The sequence below is a fragment of the Ewingella sp. CoE-038-23 genome (assembly GCF_040419245.1).
GTDB lineage: Bacteria > Pseudomonadota > Gammaproteobacteria > Enterobacterales > Enterobacteriaceae > Ewingella > Ewingella allii.
This window is the reverse complement of record NZ_JAZHOH010000001.1, coordinates 4,293,375-4,313,734: the sequence shown is the minus strand read 5'-3', so window position 1 is coordinate 4,313,734 and position 20,360 is coordinate 4,293,375. Positions and strand designations below refer to the sequence as shown.

General features: G+C 51.6%; 16 protein-coding genes. 9 read left to right on the top strand and 7 right to left on the bottom strand.

Features of this window, described 5'->3' with window-relative positions; all coding sequences use genetic code 11:
* The first annotated feature begins 38 nt into the window (after nucleotides 1–38).
* From V2154_RS20715 to mqo, 6 genes are all read left to right on the top strand, one after another.
* A complete protein-coding gene (locus V2154_RS20715; protein ID WP_353503676.1) occupies nucleotides 39–494 on the top strand; it encodes a sigma-70 family RNA polymerase sigma factor in 456 nt (151 codons plus the stop codon).
* On the top strand, nucleotides 491–1,288 hold the full coding sequence (locus V2154_RS20710; RefSeq protein ID WP_353503675.1) for an anti-sigma factor family protein: 798 nt from the start codon (nucleotides 491–493) through the stop codon (nucleotides 1,286–1,288). Before V2154_RS20715 ends, V2154_RS20710 begins: the two co-directional genes overlap by 4 nt.
* Before the next feature lie 268 nt (nucleotides 1,289–1,556).
* A complete protein-coding gene (locus V2154_RS20705; protein ID WP_353503674.1) occupies nucleotides 1,557–1,766 on the top strand; it encodes a hypothetical protein in 210 nt (69 codons plus the stop codon).
* Nucleotides 1,766–2,347: a hypothetical protein gene (locus V2154_RS20700; protein ID WP_353503673.1), complete on the top strand. Its 582-nt coding sequence runs from the start codon at nucleotides 1,766–1,768 to the stop codon at nucleotides 2,345–2,347. Before V2154_RS20705 ends, V2154_RS20700 begins: the two co-directional genes overlap by 1 nt.
* Before the next feature lie 179 nt (nucleotides 2,348–2,526).
* On the top strand, nucleotides 2,527–5,088 hold the full coding sequence (locus V2154_RS20695; RefSeq protein ID WP_353503672.1) for an SPM autocatalytic domain-containing protein: 2,562 nt from the start codon (nucleotides 2,527–2,529) through the stop codon (nucleotides 5,086–5,088).
* A 359-nt stretch (nucleotides 5,089–5,447) separates the two neighbouring features.
* On the top strand, nucleotides 5,448–7,115 hold the full coding sequence (gene mqo, locus V2154_RS20690) for a malate dehydrogenase (quinone) (protein WP_353503671.1): 1,668 nt from the start codon (nucleotides 5,448–5,450) through the stop codon (nucleotides 7,113–7,115).
* 54 nt (nucleotides 7,116–7,169) lie between these two features.
* Here mqo and cytX read toward each other — a convergent pair whose 3' ends face one another.
* Nucleotides 7,170–8,423, bottom strand: a complete 1,254-nt coding sequence (gene cytX, locus V2154_RS20685) for a putative hydroxymethylpyrimidine transporter CytX (RefSeq protein ID WP_353503670.1) — start codon at nucleotides 8,421–8,423, stop codon at nucleotides 7,170–7,172.
* A 220-nt stretch (nucleotides 8,424–8,643) separates the two neighbouring features.
* Nucleotides 8,644–9,300, bottom strand: a complete 657-nt coding sequence (locus tag V2154_RS20680; RefSeq protein WP_353503669.1) for a Qnr family pentapeptide repeat protein — start codon at nucleotides 9,298–9,300, stop codon at nucleotides 8,644–8,646.
* A 139-nt stretch (nucleotides 9,301–9,439) separates the two neighbouring features.
* Between V2154_RS20680 and dcp the strand changes: the two genes are divergently transcribed.
* Nucleotides 9,440–11,602 (top strand): peptidyl-dipeptidase Dcp, encoded by a 2,163-nt coding sequence (dcp, locus tag V2154_RS20675; protein ID WP_353503668.1) that lies wholly within the window; start codon nucleotides 9,440–9,442, stop codon nucleotides 11,600–11,602.
* 99 nt (nucleotides 11,603–11,701) lie between these two features.
* Here the strand turns inward: dcp and V2154_RS20670 are convergent, their stop codons facing one another.
* Both V2154_RS20670 and V2154_RS20665 read right to left on the bottom strand, forming a co-directional pair.
* Nucleotides 11,702–12,904: an MFS transporter gene (locus V2154_RS20670; RefSeq protein WP_353504043.1), complete on the bottom strand. Its 1,203-nt coding sequence runs from the start codon at nucleotides 12,902–12,904 to the stop codon at nucleotides 11,702–11,704.
* A gap of 122 nt (nucleotides 12,905–13,026) precedes the next feature.
* Nucleotides 13,027–13,680 (bottom strand): TetR/AcrR family transcriptional regulator, encoded by a 654-nt coding sequence (locus V2154_RS20665; RefSeq protein ID WP_353503667.1) that lies wholly within the window; start codon nucleotides 13,678–13,680, stop codon nucleotides 13,027–13,029.
* A gap of 148 nt (nucleotides 13,681–13,828) precedes the next feature.
* Between V2154_RS20665 and V2154_RS20660 the strand changes: the two genes are divergently transcribed.
* The gene (locus V2154_RS20660; RefSeq protein WP_353503666.1) at nucleotides 13,829–15,367 is read left to right on the top strand and encodes an MDR family MFS transporter; all 1,539 of its coding nucleotides are present in this window, start codon (nucleotides 13,829–13,831) and stop codon (nucleotides 15,365–15,367) included.
* A gap of 62 nt (nucleotides 15,368–15,429) precedes the next feature.
* Here V2154_RS20660 and V2154_RS20655 read toward each other — a convergent pair whose 3' ends face one another.
* On the bottom strand, nucleotides 15,430–16,242 hold the full coding sequence (locus V2154_RS20655; RefSeq protein WP_353503665.1) for a Cof-type HAD-IIB family hydrolase: 813 nt from the start codon (nucleotides 16,240–16,242) through the stop codon (nucleotides 15,430–15,432).
* A gap of 179 nt (nucleotides 16,243–16,421) precedes the next feature.
* On the opposite strand from V2154_RS20655, the gene V2154_RS20650 reads away from it, so the two are divergent.
* Nucleotides 16,422–18,254: an ABC transporter ATP-binding protein gene (locus V2154_RS20650; protein ID WP_353503664.1), complete on the top strand. Its 1,833-nt coding sequence runs from the start codon at nucleotides 16,422–16,424 to the stop codon at nucleotides 18,252–18,254.
* 21 nt (nucleotides 18,255–18,275) lie between these two features.
* Here the strand turns inward: V2154_RS20650 and V2154_RS20645 are convergent, their stop codons facing one another.
* Nucleotides 18,276–19,397, bottom strand: a complete 1,122-nt coding sequence (locus V2154_RS20645) for a GNAT family N-acetyltransferase (protein WP_353503663.1) — start codon at nucleotides 19,395–19,397, stop codon at nucleotides 18,276–18,278.
* A 27-nt stretch (nucleotides 19,398–19,424) separates the two neighbouring features.
* A complete protein-coding gene (locus tag V2154_RS20640) occupies nucleotides 19,425–20,342 on the bottom strand; it encodes a LysR substrate-binding domain-containing protein (protein ID WP_353503662.1) in 918 nt (305 codons plus the stop codon).
* Nucleotides 20,343–20,360: the final 18 nt, after the last annotated feature.

Here is a 20,360-nt window from a genome sequence, read left to right as displayed (position 1 = left end):
AATTAAGCCTCTGTCTGGCGCGTCTTTGGCGTTACGGCATGGTGTTGTCGCGAAAACGCGATGTGGCTGATGATTTAGTGCAATCGACCTGCGTGCGGGCGCTTGAGCGCAGCGCGCAGTTCGAAGAGGGGACGCGCATCGATCGCTGGTTATTTTCGATTTTGCATTCGATTTGGATCAACGAGCTTAGGGCGCAGCAAGTTCGTCAGGGACAGGGATTTGTGGATATTGATGACGTGAGCACCTCAAGTGAGTCCGGTGATTTTGAAAGCCGCCGCTGGCAATTGCAGGTGATGCAGCAGGTCGGCGGCTTACCCGAAGCCCAGAGAAACGCGGTTTTTCTGGTGTATGTCGAAGGTTTTACCTATCAAGAGGCCGCCAATACGCTGGCTGTGCCGGTGGGAACCATCATGAGTCGGCTGGCAACCGCCAGACAAACCTTGGCGAAATCCGCCGTGACGCCTTTCCAACCACAACAGGGAGAGAAAAAATGACGCAAGAACGTCTGCCGATCCCTTTCCCTGATGAAGTGCTGGTGGCCTGGCTCGACAATCAACTGAGCGAAGCCCAGCGCGAACAGGTTGCTCAGCGATTACAGAGTGACGAAGTTTTGGCCGATCGCCTCAATCAGCTCTCTTACAGCAATCTGCCTTTCCATGAAGCCTATGAGCCTTTGCTGTCCGAAGCGCCAATTGCCAGCTTGCAGGCCCGGCTGGATGCCATTCCAGATCCCGTTAGTGCGCCAAAAGTTGCGAATAAACAGGGCGTTAGTCGTCGCCACCTGCTGGCCGCCGCGGTGAGTTTCCTTGCAGTAGGGATTGCCGTCGGGCGCTACGCCGTGCCTTTTGCCGAGCCTCAGCAAGATCTCGGCTGGCGCAATCTGGTCGCAGAATATATGTCGCTCTATTCCGCCGACACGCTGGCTGATATCCATGAATCTCCAGAGCAGCAGCAACAAGAATTGCAGCGAGTGAATGCCTCGCTGGGTACCACCCTGACCCCCGATAGACTCGCTCTACAGGGGGCGACGCTGAAAAATGCCCGCCTGCTCAATTATGACCAGTACAATATCGCGCAGATCACCTATCTCGACGCCACCCACGGCCCGATGGCCCTGTGTATCACTCGCTCATCCCAGCGCGGCGACACCTCCCAGCAAAGTGAAATCCGCCGGGGTATGAATGTTATTTATTGGCGCGCCAAAGGTTTTAACTACATGTTAATTGGACATAATCCTGCCGACCAAATGGCCTTGCGTGGACAAATATTGTTGAGTGCGCTGAGTTGAGTGTGAGATGTTATATTTTTCTTTAGTATTATGGGGAACCCATAATAACTTAGTGGTTAATTTAATGAGTTATATTAAGCGGGGAGAGTGCTAAATAAGATCATTATTTATAACTATTGTGAATGTTTTAATTTAAGTTAACTTTTAAATCCATATCAATATTAATAATTATGGCTAGAGGATAAATAATTATAAAAAATGTTGGTGCCGCCTTGTTTTTAGTTATAGCTTATTGAGAATGGCTATCAGTTAACAGGGAGGGCAAGGCATGGATGTCAATGATAAGAAGCTGGACCCTAGGCAACAAAGTGTAAGGCAGAATATTTCATTTGCAGAAAAGAATGAGAAACTTTCTTATCGATATCTCTTTAAAATCCCTGTAGTCACTGTGGTATTTTTATCTATTATTTTATCAAACCAAATGGCATTTGAATGTTTTTTTCTCCCGCCATTCTTAATGAAAGGAGAGTGGATTTAATGGACCTTAACGATGAGAAATCTGTTCGTGAGTTAAATGTAATTATTTCAGATGAAAATGGTAAATTAATAGCAAAGTGCTTTTTTATAGTCCCTTTGGTTATTGGACTTTGTTTGTCATTTATTTTATCTAATCCGATGGCATTCGATTATTTTGAGGGGTTTTCACCAACTTACAGGGATATACTCGAGAGATTTGGCTTTAGCGGCCGCATTTCGCAGAATGCTAATATGTGGTTGTTGTATTATAGCTTTATTCTGATAAGCATATCGTCAATTGCTGTATTTTTTTATAACAAACCTAAGGTTGTTATAAAAGTCAATTATTCATTTAAGATAAGATTTAAAATGCTAAAGCGTAACATATGTTGTTTTATTATTGTGGTGCTTTCATTATTAGGATTCTACCTTGCACTTTCTGAAGATATCACATGCGGTTATCGTTGTTTTTCTTCACTTTTTATATCTGATGATAATAATTATTTCCTACATACTCTAATGTTTAGCATGTTACAAATTGGAGTTATTTCTTTTATGGCCCCATTCTTTACTCTTCCCGATTTTGTTAACAAAGCAGAGTAATCATATGGACTTAAGTTTGATGTGTTGTAATCAGGGGTTAAATATTTAGGAGAGGGTTTTATTATATATTGGTTGTGGATTAATAATGAGATGGTTGATTTCCAAAGAGTCATGCACCGTATTTGTTTGTATGTCTTTTAACAGTAACATTAATTTCAATTTTATAAGGATGTAAAATAATGATATTTAGTGAAAAGCAAAAAAATGATTTGGCCGAAATAGGCACCCTTATCAGGGAGTATGTTGACAATTCTATAGCAACAGACAGCACTACTTTATATACAGGAACTATTAAGTCCAGTATTGATGAGTTTATAAAAGATAATTATGGTGCTAACGATCTTGAAAGTGCAAAAAGTAGCATGGCATCAAAACTTCATATGGAGATCCTTGATAGAGAGATAAATGCAGCGAAGGCAACGCGCTATCAGGCCGAAATGAATAAGTATTCACCCTCAAACGGAGGGGTAGAGTCGACTTTATATGAAAATGAAAGGGCCAAATATAATTCCGCGTTGAATGATATTAAAAAGAACGATGCTAATATTAATAAATATACCTCAAATTTAAAGGGTCTATCTAGCGCTACAGCAAATGCGGCCTACAATACCCTTAAAAATACGGGGTCTATTCTTAGCTTACTTCAACTCGCTAACGCTTATGCAAAAGATGATCAAAATGACATTATGAAGACAGCCACTGCGCTTGGTGCGGGAATGGTTGCAGGAGTGTTATTTATGGGGGCGTGGGCTACTGCCCCAATAATAGGAGGATTAATTCCTATTATCGCAGGTGTGGCTGGAGGTGCTTTGATGAGTTACTTATGGGACAAACTTAATCTTGGTGAATTGATTGGGATGTATCCTGGCCAGTCATTTTTTGCTCCTTTGGCCAGTTTGTTCGGGTTTGATGATTTAGCCAAAAGACTGAATGACTGGAAGCGTGAAAACCGTAATGGCACATACTTTACCTATGTCTATGATCCATTGTGTTTGGACCTTGATGGTGACGGAATCGAAACCACAGCTACTAACGGTTATGCTGGAGCCTTATTTGATCACGACGGTGATGGAATCAGAACCAGTACTGGCTGGCTTAAATCTGATGATGGCTTGTTAGTTTCCGACCTGAATCAAGATGGCATGATCAATGACGGTTCCGAGTTATTTGGTGATCAGGGACTATCACAAAATGGTAGCCGGTTAGCTGATGGTTATAGTGCATTGAGAGAGTTTGACAGTAATCACGATGGTGTAATTAATAAAAATGATACTCATTTTGAAAAAATAAAAGTGTGGCGGGATCTTAATCAAGATGGTATCAGCCAGCCAGATGAGTTATTTATCCTCACTGAGTTACAGATTGCTCAACTAAATTTGGAACATCAACAAGTTAATACTAACCTTGATGGTGGCAATACGCTTGCTGCCTTAGGTAGCTATGAAAAAGCTGATAAATCGACCGGTATAATGGGGGATGTTAATTTTAGCTTTGATTCAGCATCCCGATTATTTACTGAAGTGATTTTACTGACTTCAGAGCAGAAAAAAGTAATCAATATAGCGGGTATGGGGTATTTAAGAGATCTTCGCGAAGCTGCTTTATTATCGACAGAGTTAAATCAGATCGTGGCTGAATATTCGCGTGCCAATACTAAAAATCAGCAACGAGAGCTTCTTCCTGCCTTAATTCTCGCTTGGGCAAAAACAGACCCTAAATTCAATGATAAAAATGAGATACTGCCTGCGTTCCAACAAACTGATTCAGAGGGAAGTGGGGTTGGTTTGACATCTATGGATGCTTTTTTACGGCCCGATACAATAGAAATATCCTCAGAAATAACTGACCAAATGAATCAGCTCAAGCCTCTGATTGCCATTATTAATTCATTTTCAGGTATGTCGGGGAGCAATTTGTATTACACCTCGGAAGAGGATGTAAAGTCGTTATGTCAAAAAACGCTCGCTACCTATGATGGGTTGGCATTTTTTATTTATAAGTCATTGTTGGTGCAAACTCGCATGAAGCCTTACTTAAAAAGTGTGAAAATTGTGATTGGCGATGATAATGTTAAACTTGACTTGCAAGGAACACTGGCATTATTTGATCGAAATTTTTCTAGTAATCCGAATAATACTACATTTGATCTTATTGATTTAATTTCTCTGGATTGTACATCTGCTCATATATTGCCATTAATTAAAAGGTTGCGTAGATATATTGATATCTATCGGGATAAAAATTTGTTAGATGATGTAGCATTTCGACGAGACTTGGACTTCTTTTCAGAAGTAAATTATATCTTCGGTGATGAGCAATCCCATTTATTAGCAGGTACCAGTAAATCTGATTTATTAATAGCCGATAGTGGTGACGAAAGGCTATACGGCGAAGCGGGCTGCGACCTGCTCGATGGCGGCGCCGGTAATGACGAGCTGCACGGCGGTGACAATGCCGATATCTATATATTCCAGCGCGGGCATGGGCAGGACATTGTTTATGAATATGCCCGGCCAGAAGAGAGCGCTAAAAACACCCTGCGTTTTGAAGGCGCGAAGGCTAATGACGCGAAGTTCTCATCCCAGGATGGCCATTTATTAGTCAGAGCCTACGGCGGTGATGATCTGGTGACGGTCAGTTATTATCTGACCCACGAGGCTTATCGGGAGATCAATTTTGTCTTCGACGACGCGATTCTAACCGAGGCAGATCTTGCGGGGCGAGGAATCTCCTTTAACTAAAGATGAAGTGAACCCTTCTCACCCTCGTGAGGAGTGTTCACAAGCGAATTCTTAATCGACGATATATAACTAATTTACCTGCAAAACTACTTTGCTGAATTAGTTTAATAATTAAAGTTATTTTTAGCTGACGTAGCGTTAATGTTACATTGGTTGCGAAAGGTCGATATTTGGAATATCTAGCAACAACAATGTGTGTTTAATTTGTTAACACATTCCGCAGTAAATAAAACCCTTTCATTCTGTCAGGGATAATCGCTTATCTCTGTACGCATCAGGTTATTGATTTCACCAACTACAATGAAATCTGGGCATTTTTCACCTGAAAGACAAAACTAAACTTAAGAGATACAGACGTCATGAGAAAGTTACTCGTCATGATCCTCTGCCTTAACGCTATGGCGCTAACCCCGCGCGCGTTTGCAGCAGAAGAAGAAAAATCCGTCGATGTGTTACTGATCGGCGGAGGAATCATGAGTGCCACTCTGGGTACTTACCTCCAGGAACTTGAGCCAGACTGGTCGATCAACATGGTCGAGCGTCTTGATGGCGTTGCCGAAGAGAGTTCTAACGGCTGGAACAACGCCGGTACGGGCCACTCGGCATTGGCTGAGATGAACTACACGCCGGAAAAAGCCGACGGTTCAATCGATATCTCCAAGGCAGTCGAAGTCAACGAAGGTTTCCAGATTTCCCGCCAGTTCTGGTCTTATCAAGTTGAGAATGGCGTGCTGCACAACCCACGTTCATTCATCAACAGCGTGCCGCACATGAGCTTTGTATGGGGCGACGCCAACGTCGACTTCTTGCACAAACGCTACTTGGCTCTGCAAAAAAGCACCCTGTTCCGTGGCATGGAATACTCTCAGGATCCAACCAAAATTAAAGAGTGGATCCCACTGGTCATGGAAGGTCGTGATCCTAATCAGAAAATTGCTGCGACCCGCATTCCAATTGGTACTGACGTTAACTTTGGTGAAATCACCCACCAGTTAGTGGCATCGCTGCAAAAAAATCAAAACTTCTCCCTGAGCCTTGGCCACGAAGTTCGCGATATCAAACGTAACCCAGACAACAGCTGGAACGTGACCGTTGCTGACTTGAAAAACAACGGCAAAGAGAGCGTTGTGAAGGCGAAATTCGTGTTTATCGGTGCGGGCGGCGCGTCTCTGACCCTGCTGCAAAAATCCGGTATTCCAGAAGCTGACAACTACGGCGGCTTCCCGGTTGGCGGCCAATTCCTGGTGACTGAAAACCCAGAAATCGTAAACCGTCACTTGGCGAAAGTGTATGGCAAAGCCTCTGTTGGCGCGCCTCCGATGTCCGTTCCACACTTGGATACTCGTGTTTTCAACGGTAAACGCGTTCTGCTGTTCGGACCGTTCGCGACTTTCTCCAGCAAGTTCCTGAAAAATGGTTCTCTGTGGGATCTGTTCGGTTCCGTGAACTTCTCTAACATCGGCCCGATGACTGACGTCGGTATCAACAACTTCGATCTGGTTAAATACCTGATTAGCCAAGTTATGTTGAGCGACAACGACCGTTACGAAGCGCTGAAAGAGTACTTCCCAGACGCGAAGAAAGAAGACTGGAGACTGTGGACTGCGGGCCAACGTGTTCAGATCATCAAGAAAGACCCGAAAGAAGGCGGCGTGCTGCGTCTGGGTACCGAAGTGGTTAGCTCTAAAGATGGCAGCATCGCGGCGCTGTTAGGCGCATCACCGGGCGCATCAACTGCGGCTCCAATCATGCTGCACCTGATGGAAACCGTGTTTAAAGATAAAGTTGCTACCCCAGAATGGCAGACCAAACTGAAGCAGATCATTCCTTCATACGGCACCAAACTGAACGGCAACGTGGAAGCGACCGAGAAAGAATTGGGCTACACCAGCCGCGTTCTGCAACTCGACAACCCAACGCCAGCAGCGCAACCTGCTGAGCAGGCACCGGCGGCAGAAGCTGCTCCGGCTCCACAGGGCAATACCGAGAAGAAAGAACAGAAACAACCAGCCGATATCGCGCTGTAAGTTACGTTCTATTCTGATGCATGAAAACCGCCTTTAGGGGCGGTTTTTTTATGCTTACGCTTTACGCCCCAGCCCCCAGCAGACCAGTGCGGCAACCAACAGTGACGGTAGCGTAGCCCCGACGTCGGGCAGGAAATGCGCCATCAGGTGATACACCGCGATACCTATTACCCAAGCTGCAAGCGAGCGCATATTCAGGTCGTGGTGAGCGTGGCGGCGCAAAATGAAGTGATGGGTCAACACCACGCCAAACAGTGGCGCAAACACCGAGCCAATCAGCAGCAGGAAGTTTTCATACTGGGTCAGCGGCACGCTCCAGGCGATTAGCGTGCACAGCAGGCCAATGCCTAGCGTCAGTTTGCCTATGCTAATAGGCAGCGAGGTGCCGGCAGACACGGCCGCCGAGTGAATATCCGCGAAGGCATTTTCATGTTCGTCGACCAAAATCAGCAATAGAGGAATGCCCAAGGCGACGCCCGAAAGGGCCAGCAGAAGGGCATTGGCGTCAGCCGAGTTGGTGACGAAAGCCAGCGTGTAGGCCACGCCGAGCGACATCATCCAGCAGCTGCCAAGGAAATACCCGCAGGCAGTTCCCCAGAAGTTCTGCCGCGCCGATTTGCCAAAGCGGGTGTAATCCGACACCAGCGGCAGCCACGAAAAGGCCATCGACACCACGATATCGCAGGCCAGCGCGAACGGCATCGAACCGTCTCCGGCTTTGTGCCACAGGGCGGCGAGGTCAGCGTGCTGGAATAGATAAACCGTCAGCCACGCGCAGCTTGCCATCAGCAGCCAGATACCCCAGCGGCGTAGTACTACGCGAATAAATGCCAGAGGGCCGCTGGCCGCCAGCAGTGTCGCCACCGCGCCAAAAATAAAGGTCCACAGGGTCGAATTCGCCCAAGGCGTGCCGCTTCCCCAAGCTCGCTGGGCCAGCAGGCTTGCTGCATCGCGCATCACCACGATTTCAAACGCGCCCCAGCCGACCAGCTGTATCAGGTTAAACAGCACCGGCAGGGCAACGCCGCGCTTGCCGAGGGTCAGCCGCAGCGAGGCCATCGACGACAGCCCGGTCTGCCCGCCAATCACGCCGACCAGCGCCAATAGCGCCACGCCCACCGCGCTGCCAAGCAAAATGGCCGCCAGCGAACCCGCCAGCCCAAGGCCCGGCGCCAGAATCGCGCCCGCCTGCAGCACCATCAGACCCATGCCGAGCGAGAACCACAGCGAGAATAAATCAGACCAGCCGAGCACCCGAGACTTCTCAGGAATCGACGTTTGAGGCGAGTAAATACTATTATCTTTCATGAGGTTAATTTCGTTATCACAGCGAACGGCTGTTATAGCATATCTGCTGTGGGTTCAGATGACAGAGGGGGAGGAAACGCACTTTTCGGTGCTATTAGCATATTCTCTAAGGAAGAGTTGTCTGAGGAGGCAGTTGTCAACCGTAAGTTGACAACTGCGATGGACGGAAAAGAGTACTTAACCCAGCTTTATGCATTGTCTTGACCATTCCCCCCACCCCCTACTTAGAATGAATCACAATCACCCCGAGCTTCTCCAGCAAATGGCTTTGCTGCCAGTCGTCGATTTTCGCGCCGTCGAGATCCACCATGCGCAGGTTGAGTTCGCCGAGGTCTGAGTTGGTCAGGTCGCAGTGGGTGACGTTAATGTCATTCCAGTTGAATTCGGTGAATTCGCCGCCGGAAAGGTCGGAGCCACTGAGGTTTGCGCCGCGCAGATTGGCGCCGCTCCAGCGGTTTTCCCACAGTTCGCATTTCTCCAGCACCACCTTGCTGAAATTGGTGTAGCTGAAGTTGTTTTTGGTGAGAAAGGCGCTGCAAAACCAGCTGCGAGGGGTGATCATATTCATGAAATTAGCCCCGGCAAAGTCTGCGCCGGTCGCTTTGCATTCGCGCATTTCCAGGCCTAACGCCTGAATATATTTGAAATCCGCCATGGTCAAATCGCAGTGTTTAAAGCTGGCATCTTTCATTTGGGCGTTCTGGAAAGAGCAGCCTTTCTGGTTCTCATCATCATAAAAGCTGCAATTGAGGAAGGCGGTGTCGCTCAGATCTGCGCCGTCAAAACGGCATTGCAGAAAGCGGCAATCCTCTAAAATTTCACCGGTGAATTGCAACTGGCTGATGCGTTTCTGAATGAAGATCTGATTTTTTATCATGAGAGTTACCTGTAATTATTTACAGGTGTTATAACCTATGAACAGCAGAATTCACAATAATCTCATCACGATTTTGCTGATCCAGCGAGCTGTTACTATGCTCAAGGACTTAACGGAAATTAGGCAAAGGAATCCTTCAATGCGTCTTTCAAACCTCTTTTTGGCTATCAGTTTGGCATGCAGCTCGTACGTGGCAGTGGCGGAGACCCCTTCCACGGCGACCTCAAAGCAGGAAAATGTCATGAACAGTCCCGAACAAACGGTAAACCCTTTCTTTGAACGCAGCCCGTTGATTTATCAGGCTCCGCAGTTCGACAAATATAAAGAGAGTGATTACGCCCCGGCGATTGCCGAAGGTATTAAGCAGAAGCTGGCTGAGGTCGATAAAATCGCCAACGACTCGGCTGCGCCAACCTTTGAGAATACCTACGTGGCGCTGGAGAAGTCCGGCGTGCTGCTGACTCGCGTGTTGAGCGTGTTTGATGCGATGACCTCGTCGAACACCACTGACGGTTTGCAGAAAATTGACGAAGACACTTCGCCAAAACTGGCCGCCATGTCCGACAGCATTCATCTCAACAGCAAGCTGTTTGATCGCCTGAAAACGGTTTATGAGCAGCGTAACTCCTTAAAATTAGATGCTGAATCCCAGCGTCTGATTGAAGTCACTTATAAAGATTTCGAGCTGGCGGGTGCCAACCTGTCTGATGCCGACAAAGAAAAACTCAAAGCCCTGAATCAGCAGGCGGCGACGCTCAGCACTCAATTCACCAATAAGCTGCTGGCGGCCAGCAAGGCGGGCGGGCTGACGGTGAAAGACCAAAAACAGCTGGCTGGTCTGAGTGAAGCCGAGCTTTCCGCCGCGTCTCAGGCGGCAAAAGACCGCAAGCTGACCGACGCGTGGTTGCTGGTGTTGCAGAACACCACCCAGCAGCCGTTGCTTCAGCCACTGGAAGACCGTGACATGCGCAAAGCCCTGTATGAGGCGTCGATTAATCGTGCTGAACACGGCGATGCTAACGACACGCGCCAGCTGATTTCCAAGCTGGCGAAGGTCCGCGCCGAGCAGGCGCAGATCCTGGGTTTCCCTTCTTATGCTGCATGGAAATTGCAAAACCAGATGGCGAAAACGCCGCAGGCCGCGCTCGACTTCATGCATAAAATTGTTCCAGCCGCTACTGCTCGCGCTGAACGAGAAGCACAGGACATTCAGGCGCTAATTGATAAGCAAAAAGGCGGCTTCAAGCTGGCGGCATGGGACTGGCAGCACTATTCCGAGCAGGTGCGCAAAGAGAAATATGACCTCGACGACGCGCAGATCAAACCCTATTTCGAGCTGAACAATGTGCTGGAAAACGGCGTGTTTTATGCTGCCAACCTGCTCTACGGGGTGACTTTCAAAGAGCGCCATGACCTGCCGGTTTATAACCCTGACGTGCGGGTGTTCGAGGTGTTCGACAAAGATGGCCAATCCATGGCGCTGTTCTACGCCGATTATTACCAGCGCGATAACAAAGGCGGTGGTGCGTGGATGAGCAATTTCGTCGATCAGTCCAACCTGTTTGGCACCAAGCCGGTGATCTATAACGTCGCCAACTTCCAAAAACCGGCAGAGGGCAAGCCCGCGCTGCTGTCATGGGACGACGTGATCACCATGTTCCACGAGTTCGGCCACGCGCTGCACGGCCTGTTCGCCGACCAGCAGTATCCAAGTCTCTCCGGAACCGCGACCCCGCGTGACTTCGTTGAATTCCCATCCCAGTTCAACGAGCACTGGGCGAGTGATCCGAAAGTCTTCTCTCACTTCGCCAAGAATTACCAAACCGGCGAGGCCATGCCGCAGGCGCTGCGCGACAAAATCGAGAAAGCCAGCAAGTTCAATAAAGGCTATGAGATGACCGAGTTGTTGGCCGCTGCGCTGCTCGATATGCACTGGCACAGCCTGAGCGCCAGTGAGCCAGAGCAGGACGTGGATAAATTCGAAGCGGCTTCGCTGAAAAAAGACAATATCGATCTAGCCTATGTGCCGCCGCGCTACCGTTCCAGCTACTTCCAACACATCTGGGGCAATGGCTACGCCGCCGGTTATTACGCCTATCTGTGGACCGAAATGCTGGCCGATGATGCCTTCGCGGGTATCGAAGAGCAGGGCGGGCTGACCCGCGAAAACGGACAGAAGTTCCGTGACCAAATCCTGTCTCGCGGCAACAGCGAAGACCTCGAAAAGCTCTATGAAACCTGGCGCGGCAAGGCTCCATCCATTGAGCCAATGCTGATAAATCGTGGGTTGAAGGAGGAGTAATGGATGGAAGGCCCGGAGTTATTTCTGGGCCTTTTTTTGATCTTGAAAAAACAATAAAATCAAAAGATTGTTTCTTTAATCTGCGGCGGCGAGACTTTATTAAACCGCCTCCCGCACCGCCAATCTATGCCCCAGCCAGAAGAACAGCAGGCCGGCGGCGGCGGAGGCGATGAGGACGATAAACATCACCGGCGGGGCTGCGTAACTGAGCAGGAAACCACAGAGGACGGGGTTGATGGCCCCGCCGAGGTTGCTCAGGTTTTGCATGCCGTAATAGCTGCCTTTCATATTGTCCGGCGCAATAAAGTCGATGAACATATATTCCGCCGGAATGACGATTAGCTCGCCGAAGCTGAAAATCGCCATCGCAATCACCCAAATCAGTACCGACGACCCAGCCAGCATAAAGCCTGCCAGTCCAATCATGAAAAATACTGTGCCGAGGAACAGCCATCTGAGCAGGGTGGCCTGGCGCATGCGGCTGCTAAGGGCATACTGAAAAACAATCACAATCAGGGCGTTAGTGATCATCACCGCACCGATCACCTTGTAGGCGAACACGGCGTCGGAGGTCAAAATCAGGTATTGCGAGAGGTAGCCGGTGAACTGGCCGAAGACGATCGAACCCAGCGTGCTGCCAAGGGTGAAGTAAATCAGGCGGCGGTCGTGGGCCAAAATGCTCAGGGTTTGGCGCAAGTTCGGCTTCGGTAGCGGCTTCTGTTCGATTTCCGCCTGTGCCGGGCGATTGGGGATATTGCGAATGCCCCAGCTCAGGGTGATCACCGTGACCAGTGCCAATCCGCCGGAGATCAAAAACGGCAGCATTGGGCTAAAACCTGCCAGCCATACGCCAAGGGAAGAGCCGACCGCCCAGCCGACGTTAATCAGCGTGTAGTTCATTGAAAAGGCTTTCACACGCTTATCCACGGGTAACCAGCTGGCAATACAGGCTTTTAGGGTGATGCTCAGCAGCGCATAGGAGGAGTTGAGCAGCGCCAGTACCACTAGCACGCCAGTGATAGAGGGCAGGACCGGCAGCAGGAAAAAGCTGAGTGAGAAGAAGCTTATCGAGGCGGCGATCAGCGTTCGATGGTTAAATTTATCCACCAGATAGCCGCCGTACAGGCTGCTGAGGATGCCCAGGGCCAGACTAGCCCCCATTATCACGCCGACGCTTTTGGGCAGCAGATGGTAATGCTCGGTGAGATAGATGGTAATGAAGGGTAGCGTAATACCACGCCCAATGGTCAGGACCAATGAACTGGCGAGTAAAGCAAGAATAATCGGCGGCATTCCCTTCATTTTTTTAACGTTCATCCTTCAAATTTTTAACATCCAGACCAAACACTCTACTCTCATCTCGAGCATTTTTTGTGTCGTAAAAAAGTTAAAAATGAAGGTATTACGCATATAAAATGCTGCGTTTATTCCTTATTTTGGGGTGCAATGCCACGAAGTAATAAGGCAGCGACGTGGCGGGATAAATCCTCGGCCGTCAGCTTGGTTTTCCCCGCGATACGCTGGTTTTGCATGGCGGCAATCGGCAGCAGCGTCAGGCCAAACAGGGAGAGAAAGACCAGCTCCGGCTCAATGTCTGGGTTCAAATAACCCTGTTTTTGCCAGCCCAACATGCACTGGTGAACCGCTTTTTTTTCATTGTCGCCAAAACGCGCATCCATCCGCTCTTTCAGCAAACCGCTCTCGCTGAGCACTTCGCGTATCCACAGCGGCGCAAACCAAGAGTGCTTGACGGAAATGTCGATAAAACGCTGGGCCAGCGCGGTAATGGCTGCCACAGGGTCATTCGGGTGCGCTTCAAAAAGGCTACCGACCGAGGCGCGAGCGGGGAGAAAACGCTCGTCGATCAGCACGTCCAGCAGCTGTTCGCGGGTATTGAAGTAGTAATGCAGCATGGCGGAGGTGACGCCAGCCTCGCGGGCAATGGCGCTCAGTGGGGTCTCGGCAATGCCTTGCTGGGCAAACATTTTCAGGGCGGTATCCAACAAAAGATCGCGCTTATCGGCGCTTTTACTGGTGCCTGCCGGTCGGCCCGGACGACGCGGTTGTTTCTCTGTCATGACTTTCCCTGAGAGGTGTAGGTGGATTCTGATTAAGACGTTTTACCACTTTTTGACGGCGATATATTCACTTTGATCCATTGACCAGATGATTGAGTTTCTCATATATTAATTATCCAGTTAATTAATTACAAGTCAGACTCCTTTTATGACACTAGAGAATCAATCCAGCCTGATCGGCAATGGACAAGCAGAGAAAGCCCCGGTGGCGCAGAGCCAACCCTCTTTCCGCATTGTCTTCTTCGCGCTGATGATGGTGATGCTGCTGGCGGCGTTAGATCAGACTATCGTTTCTACCGCGCTGCCCACCATTGTCGGCGAGCTGGGCGGTCTGTCCGACTTGTCTTGGGTGGTCACGGCTTACCTGCTGGCATCGACCATCGTAGTGCCGCTGTACGGCAAATTCGGCGACCTGTTTGGCCGCAAAATCGTGCTGCAAACGGCGATCATTGTGTTTTTGGTCGGCTCGGCGCTCTGTGGTTTGGCGCAGAACATGACCGAACTCATCCTGATGCGCGCCTTGCAAGGCTTGGGCGGCGGCGGCCTGATGGTGGTGGCGATGGCGGCAGTGGGGGACATTGTTTCTCCTGCCGAACGCGGCAAATATCAGGGCTTCTTCGGGGCGATATTTGGGCTGGCAACGGTGATCGGTCCGCTGCTCGGTGGCTTCCTAGTGGAGCACTTCAGCTGGCGCTGGATTTTCTACATCAACCTGCCGTTGGGGGTTATGGCGCTGTTAATTATCGGTGCGGCATTCCAGTCGCGGGTAGAGCGCGTTAAGCATGAGATTGACTACATTGGCGCGGCGTATTTGGCGACCGCGCTGACCTGCATCATTCTGTTCACCAGCGAAGGCGGCACCGTGCTGTCATGGTCAGACGGCCAACTGTGGTGCATTTTGGCCTTCGGGTTAGTCTCGGTGGGCGGCTTTATTTACGAAGAGCGGCTGGCGATTGAACCCATCATCCCACTGCATTTATTCCGCCAGCGCACCTTTATGCTGAGCTGCTTGATTAGCTTCATCATTGGTATGGCGCTGTTCGGCTCGGTGACTTTCCTGCCGCTCTATTTGCAGGTGGTGAAAGACTCGACGCCGTCCGAAGCGGGGATGCAGATGCTGCCGCTGATGGGCGGGATTATTTTTAGTTCGATTCTTAGCGGGCGGATTATCAGTAAGACCGGCAAGTACCGTATTTTCCCGCCAGTCGGCACCTTGCTGGCCTTTATCGGCATGATGCTGCTGGGGTCCATGAAGCTCGACGCGCCGCTGTATACGCTTTATCTCTATATGGCGATGGTGGGTCTGGGGATCGGGATGGTGATGCAAGTGCTGATCCTCGCCGCGCAGAACAGCGTCGAGCTGAAGATGATTGGTGTTGCGACTTCGAGCACCACGCTTTTCCGCTCAATTGGCGGCTCGATTGGCGTCGCCGGTTTTGGCGCGGTCTTCACCCATGTGCTGCAAAACAAGTTGGAAGCGCTGATCCCGGCGGGCACCCAGCTGCCCCGCGCGTTAGGAGCGAAGACAGTGCACGAGCTGCCACCGACCATCCGCGAGGACTATTTCCAAGCCTTTGGCTCGGCGATCCACTCGGTGTATCACATCGCCGCGGCGGTGATGATTGTCGGGTTCGGGCTGGCGTTGATGATGAAGGACGTGCCGCTGCGCGGGAAAGTGTCGAGATAAAACTGTGCTGCACCTCCCCTGAAAGGGGAGGTATCAAACCCAGAACCGCCACACTTCCTCAATCAGGCAAAAGGTTTCTCGTGCTTGATAATCTTATCAATCACATCCAACACCCCTTCCTCATTGTTCGACCCAGCGACGTAATTGGCGGCGGCGGTTGCCGAGGCCATGGCGTTCGACATTGAGAAGCCAAACCCGGCCTGTTGCAGCATTTCGATGTCATTGCCGCCGTCGCCGAAGGTGACGACTTCGCTATCGTCGATGCCCCACAGCTCCTGCAAAATGCGCAGCCCGTTGGCTTTATGGCGGCCGGGAATGATCAGGTCGGCAGAGCCGTGGCCGCTGGAAACCGGGGTGACAATATGGCCCAGCTCGCGGTCAATGGAAGTCATCAGCTCCGCCAGATGCTCGTCGGAAATATTCAGGGCGAATTTGAAAATGGTGTCGTTGATTTCGCTGGTGCTGTCGATTTGAATCAGGTGATGGTAAAAACGTTTCATCTTCTGGTAAAAATCTTCAGGGCGGGACGCGTGAATATAGGCGCTGTTCTTGCCGCAAATTACCGTGCGCACGCCGGGAATTTCATGCAGGAAATTGAGGATTTTCTCGACGGACTCGGCAGGGATTTCCGCCACTGACACGTCCTGCCCTTCATTTACAATATAAGCGCCGTTCTCGGCGACAAAGGCAATCTCAGAGGCGATTTCAGGGAAGAAGGATTTAAGCTGGAAATATTGGTTACCGCTGGCGACGACGAATTTAATACCCTGCTGTTTTAATTGGGTATATTGCGACAAAAAACGCGTTTTGTTGTATTTTTTATCATCATCGAGAAACGTGCCGTCCATATCCACTGCGATTAACTTTACTGACATAAATCCCTCTCGTTGCGCTCAAAATGTAACTTTCATCATAAAAGCTATCGTATAAAGGTCAAACGAAAAGGCCACCAAAAAGGGTCTACTCTTATAGCTTGTTGCACGTCACCACTGCCAATTCACCGGCGAAATATCAGGGCAGGACAGCTCTGACTAAATAACTTTAGAGGTTCTCTATGTTGTACCGCCGTTTTGAACGAATTATCGATATCTTCCGCAAAGCGCCTGCGGACTCGCCACCCGACAAAGTGGGCGCTTTCTATCTCTATTATTTGCGTCAGGTTTGGCCGATGTTCGCCGCGCTGCTGGTGGTCGGGCTGGTGGCGTCATTAATCGAAGTGGCACTGTTCAGCTATCTCAGCCGTATTATCGATTTAACTAATAGCACGCCTCCGGCGCAGTTCTTCAGCTTGCACGGGCCGGAGCTGCTGTGGATGGCGGCGGTGGCGCTGATCCTGCGTCCGGTCTTCTTCGGGCTACATGACCTGCTGGTGCATCAGACGATCAGTCCGGGCATGACCAGCATGATCCGCTGGCAAAACCACAACTACGTGCTGCGCCAAAGCCTGAACTTCTTCCAGAACGATTTTGCCGGGCGTATCGCGCAACGCATTATGCAAACCGGTAACTCATTGCGTGACTCGGCGGTGCAGGCAGTGGACGCCATCTGGCACGTGCTGATTTACGCGGCCAGCGCCCTGGTGCTGTTCGCCGAAGCCGACTGGCGGCTGATGATCCCGCTGATTATCTGGATTCTGGGCTATATTGCCTGCCTCTACTATTTCGTGCCGCGCGTGAAGGCTCGCTCGGTGGAGTCCTCCGAGGCGCGTTCTAAACTGATGGGCTGCATTGTCGACGGCTACACCAATATCACCACGCTCAAGCTGTTTGCACATACCGACCTCGAGCAGCAATACGCCCGCGATGCCATTACTGAGCAGACCCATAAAACTCAGATGGCCAGCCGCGTGGTGACCAGCATGGACGTAGCCATCACCACCATGAACGGCCTGCTAATTGTTGGGACTACGGGTCTGGCGGTGTGGTTGTGGACCCAGTCGCTGATTAGCGTCGGGGCTATTGCCCTGGCGACCGGGCTGGTGATCCGCATTGTTAACATGTCCAGCTGGATCATGTGGGTGGTGAACGGCATTTTCGAAAATATCGGCATGGTTCAGGACGGGCTGAAGACCATCGCCCAGCCGATCAAAGTGAGTGATAAGCCGGACGCAAAACAGCTGGACGTTCACAGCGGAGAGATTCGTTTCGATCAGGTGAATTTCAACTACGGCAAAGAGCGTCAAGTGATTGGCGGGCTGAATCTGAATATTCGTCCGGGCGAAAAAATTGGCCTAATTGGGCCGTCGGGTGCCGGTAAATCGACATTGGTGAACCTGCTGCTGAGACTGTATGACATTGACGGTGGGCGGATTTCTATCGATCAGCAGGATATTTCGCAGGTCACGCAGGAGAGCCTGCGGGCGCAAATTGGCATGATCACCCAGGACACGTCGCTGCTGCACCGCTCAATTCGCGACAACCTGCTGTATGGTCGCCCGGACGCCACGGATGAGGAGATTTGGCAGGCGATTCACCGCGCCCGCGCCGATGAGTTTATCCCCGAGCTGTATGACCCGCAGGGTCGTTCGGGTTTGGATGCTCACGTCGGCGAACGCGGCGTGAAGCTCTCCGGCGGCCAGCGCCAGCGTATTGCCATTGCCCGCGTGCTGCTGAAAAACGCGCCGATTCTGATTCTGGATGAAGCCACTTCGGCGCTGGATTCCGAGGTCGAGGCGGCGATTCAGGAAAGTTTCGAAGATCTGATGCAGGGCAAAACGGTGATCGCCATTGCTCACCGCCTGTCGACCATCGTCAAAATGGACCGTCTGGTGGTGCTGGAGAAAGGCAAAATTGTCGAAGCCGGCACCCACGCCGAGCTGCTGGCCCACAACGGCCTGTATGCCCGCCTGTGGCAGCATCAGACCGGGGGCTTTGTCGGCACCGATTAATATTGGTTTGAAATCTACACGTCAGGCTTTGCGATAAGGCAGAGCCTGACGCGCTTCCTCTTCCCACTGCAACACCGCCGCGCGCTCCTCTTGCAAGAAATTCTCCACCGCAGCCTGTAACCCGCCGTGGCGTAAATGGTGCCACGAATGGGTGATCACCGGCTCAAAGCCGCGCAGCAGCTTGTGTTCGCCCTGCGCCCCGGCGTCAAACCGCGCCAGCCCTTTGGCAATCGCGTAGTCCATCCCCTGATAGAAACAGGTTTCGAAATGCAGCCGGTCGAACTCCGCCAGACAGCCCCAGTAGCGGCCATAAAAGGTATCGCCGTCCACCAGACTAAAGGCCATCGCCACCGGCTGGCCGCTGAGGGTGGTGAGGACGACACGCAGGTTCTGCGGCATACGTTCGGCCAGCAGGCTGAAGAATTCCCGCGTCAGATAAGGCGCGCGGCCGCGCACCAGATAGGTATTGGCATAGCAGGTGTAGACGAAATCCCACTGCGCTTCAGTGACCTGCGCGCCCTCCAGCCATGCAAATTCAAAGCCCTGAGCCGCCACCAGTTCGCGCTCTTTGCGCATCTGTTTGCGTTTGCGCGAAGCCAGCGTGTCGAGGAAATCCTGAAAGTCGCGATAACCGCAATTGTGCCAGTGATACTGCAAGCCGGTGCGCTGTAGCCATTCGCCTCGGCCAGCAAACAGCCCATGATTGCCCGCGTCGGTAAAGTTGATATGCCCGCCGGAGAGCTGCTGCTGGGCTAAATAGTCCGGCAGTTGGTCGAGCAGTTGCGCGGCGGCGGCGGGGTCGCCCAGCAGGCGGGCGCCGGTCACTGGGCTAAAAGGCACCGCGCCGAGCCACTTGGGGTAATAGCGAATTCCCGCCCGCTCGCTGGCTTCCGCCCATCCCTGATCGAAGACATATTCTCCGGCAGAGTGCATTTTGCGATAGCCGGGAATGGCCGCCAGACAGCGTTCGCCCTCCATCCACAGCAGGTGTTCCGTCTGCCAGCCCGTGCGCGGCGTGATGCTGCCGCTCTCCTCCAAAGCAGAAAGAAAGGCGTGACGCTGGAAGGGCTGACCGGCGGGCACCATGGCGTCCCACTGCTCGGCGGGGAAATCGGCCAGACGGTTCAACGCGGTAATGGGCATGGCAATTCTCTCTGTCTTGGTAGCGAATTAAGGTTTTATCGGGTGGCCCTGCGGGTCAATCAGGGCGTCATCAAACTGCATCGACTCGACAAAACGAATGAAATTGACAATCGCCGGGGTCCGTTCCCACTGGCGGAACAGCATCACAATGCACGAGGGGATCTCCGGCGGCTGAATCGACCGGTAGACCACGCCGGGCAGGGAGATCACTCGCGACAGGCTGGCCGGGATCACGGCGATGCCGACGTTAAAGGCCACCTGCGCCAGTACGTCCACCAAGCCACCCGACGGATACTGCTGGCGAATCGAAAAGCCGCCGCGCCGCGCCACTTCGTGCATCCCTGAGGTCTGTTCGGCCATCACGAAGGCTTCTCCTGCCAACTGCAGAGGAGCAATGGGCTCGACAGCGTCCGCCAGCGGGTGAGAGGCGGGGAGCGCGAGGCAGAAATTATCTCGCTGGAGGGCGCGCATTTGCAGGCCGTCCGGCAGCGGCGTTGGGCCACGGACCAGCGCGACGTCCAGCGAGCCGTCGAGCACGTCCTGCGGCAGCGACGCCATCGGCCTCTCGCGGGTCAGTAGCGCGACTTGCGGCCGCTGCTGCTTGTATTCGCACACCAGCTGGCCGAGCAAGCCTGACCACAAAGCTGAACCCACGTAGCCCAGCGCTACCTGCCCAATCTCACCCCGCGCGGCGCGCAGTCCGGTGTCCAGCGTGCGCTGTGCTTGCAGCAGAGTGGCGGCAGCTTCGTGACGAAATAATTCCCCAGCTTGGGTCAGATGAACAGCGCGTTTTGTGCGCACGAACAGCGGCGTGCCGACCATCTCTTCCAGTTGCTTGATTTGCACTGACAGCGTGGGGGCCGCGATATTCAGACTCTCAGCCGCCGCGGCGAAATGCAGCTGGTCGGCCACCGCCATAAAGTAGCGCAAATGTCTCAGCTCCACGGCATTCCTCCTAATAAT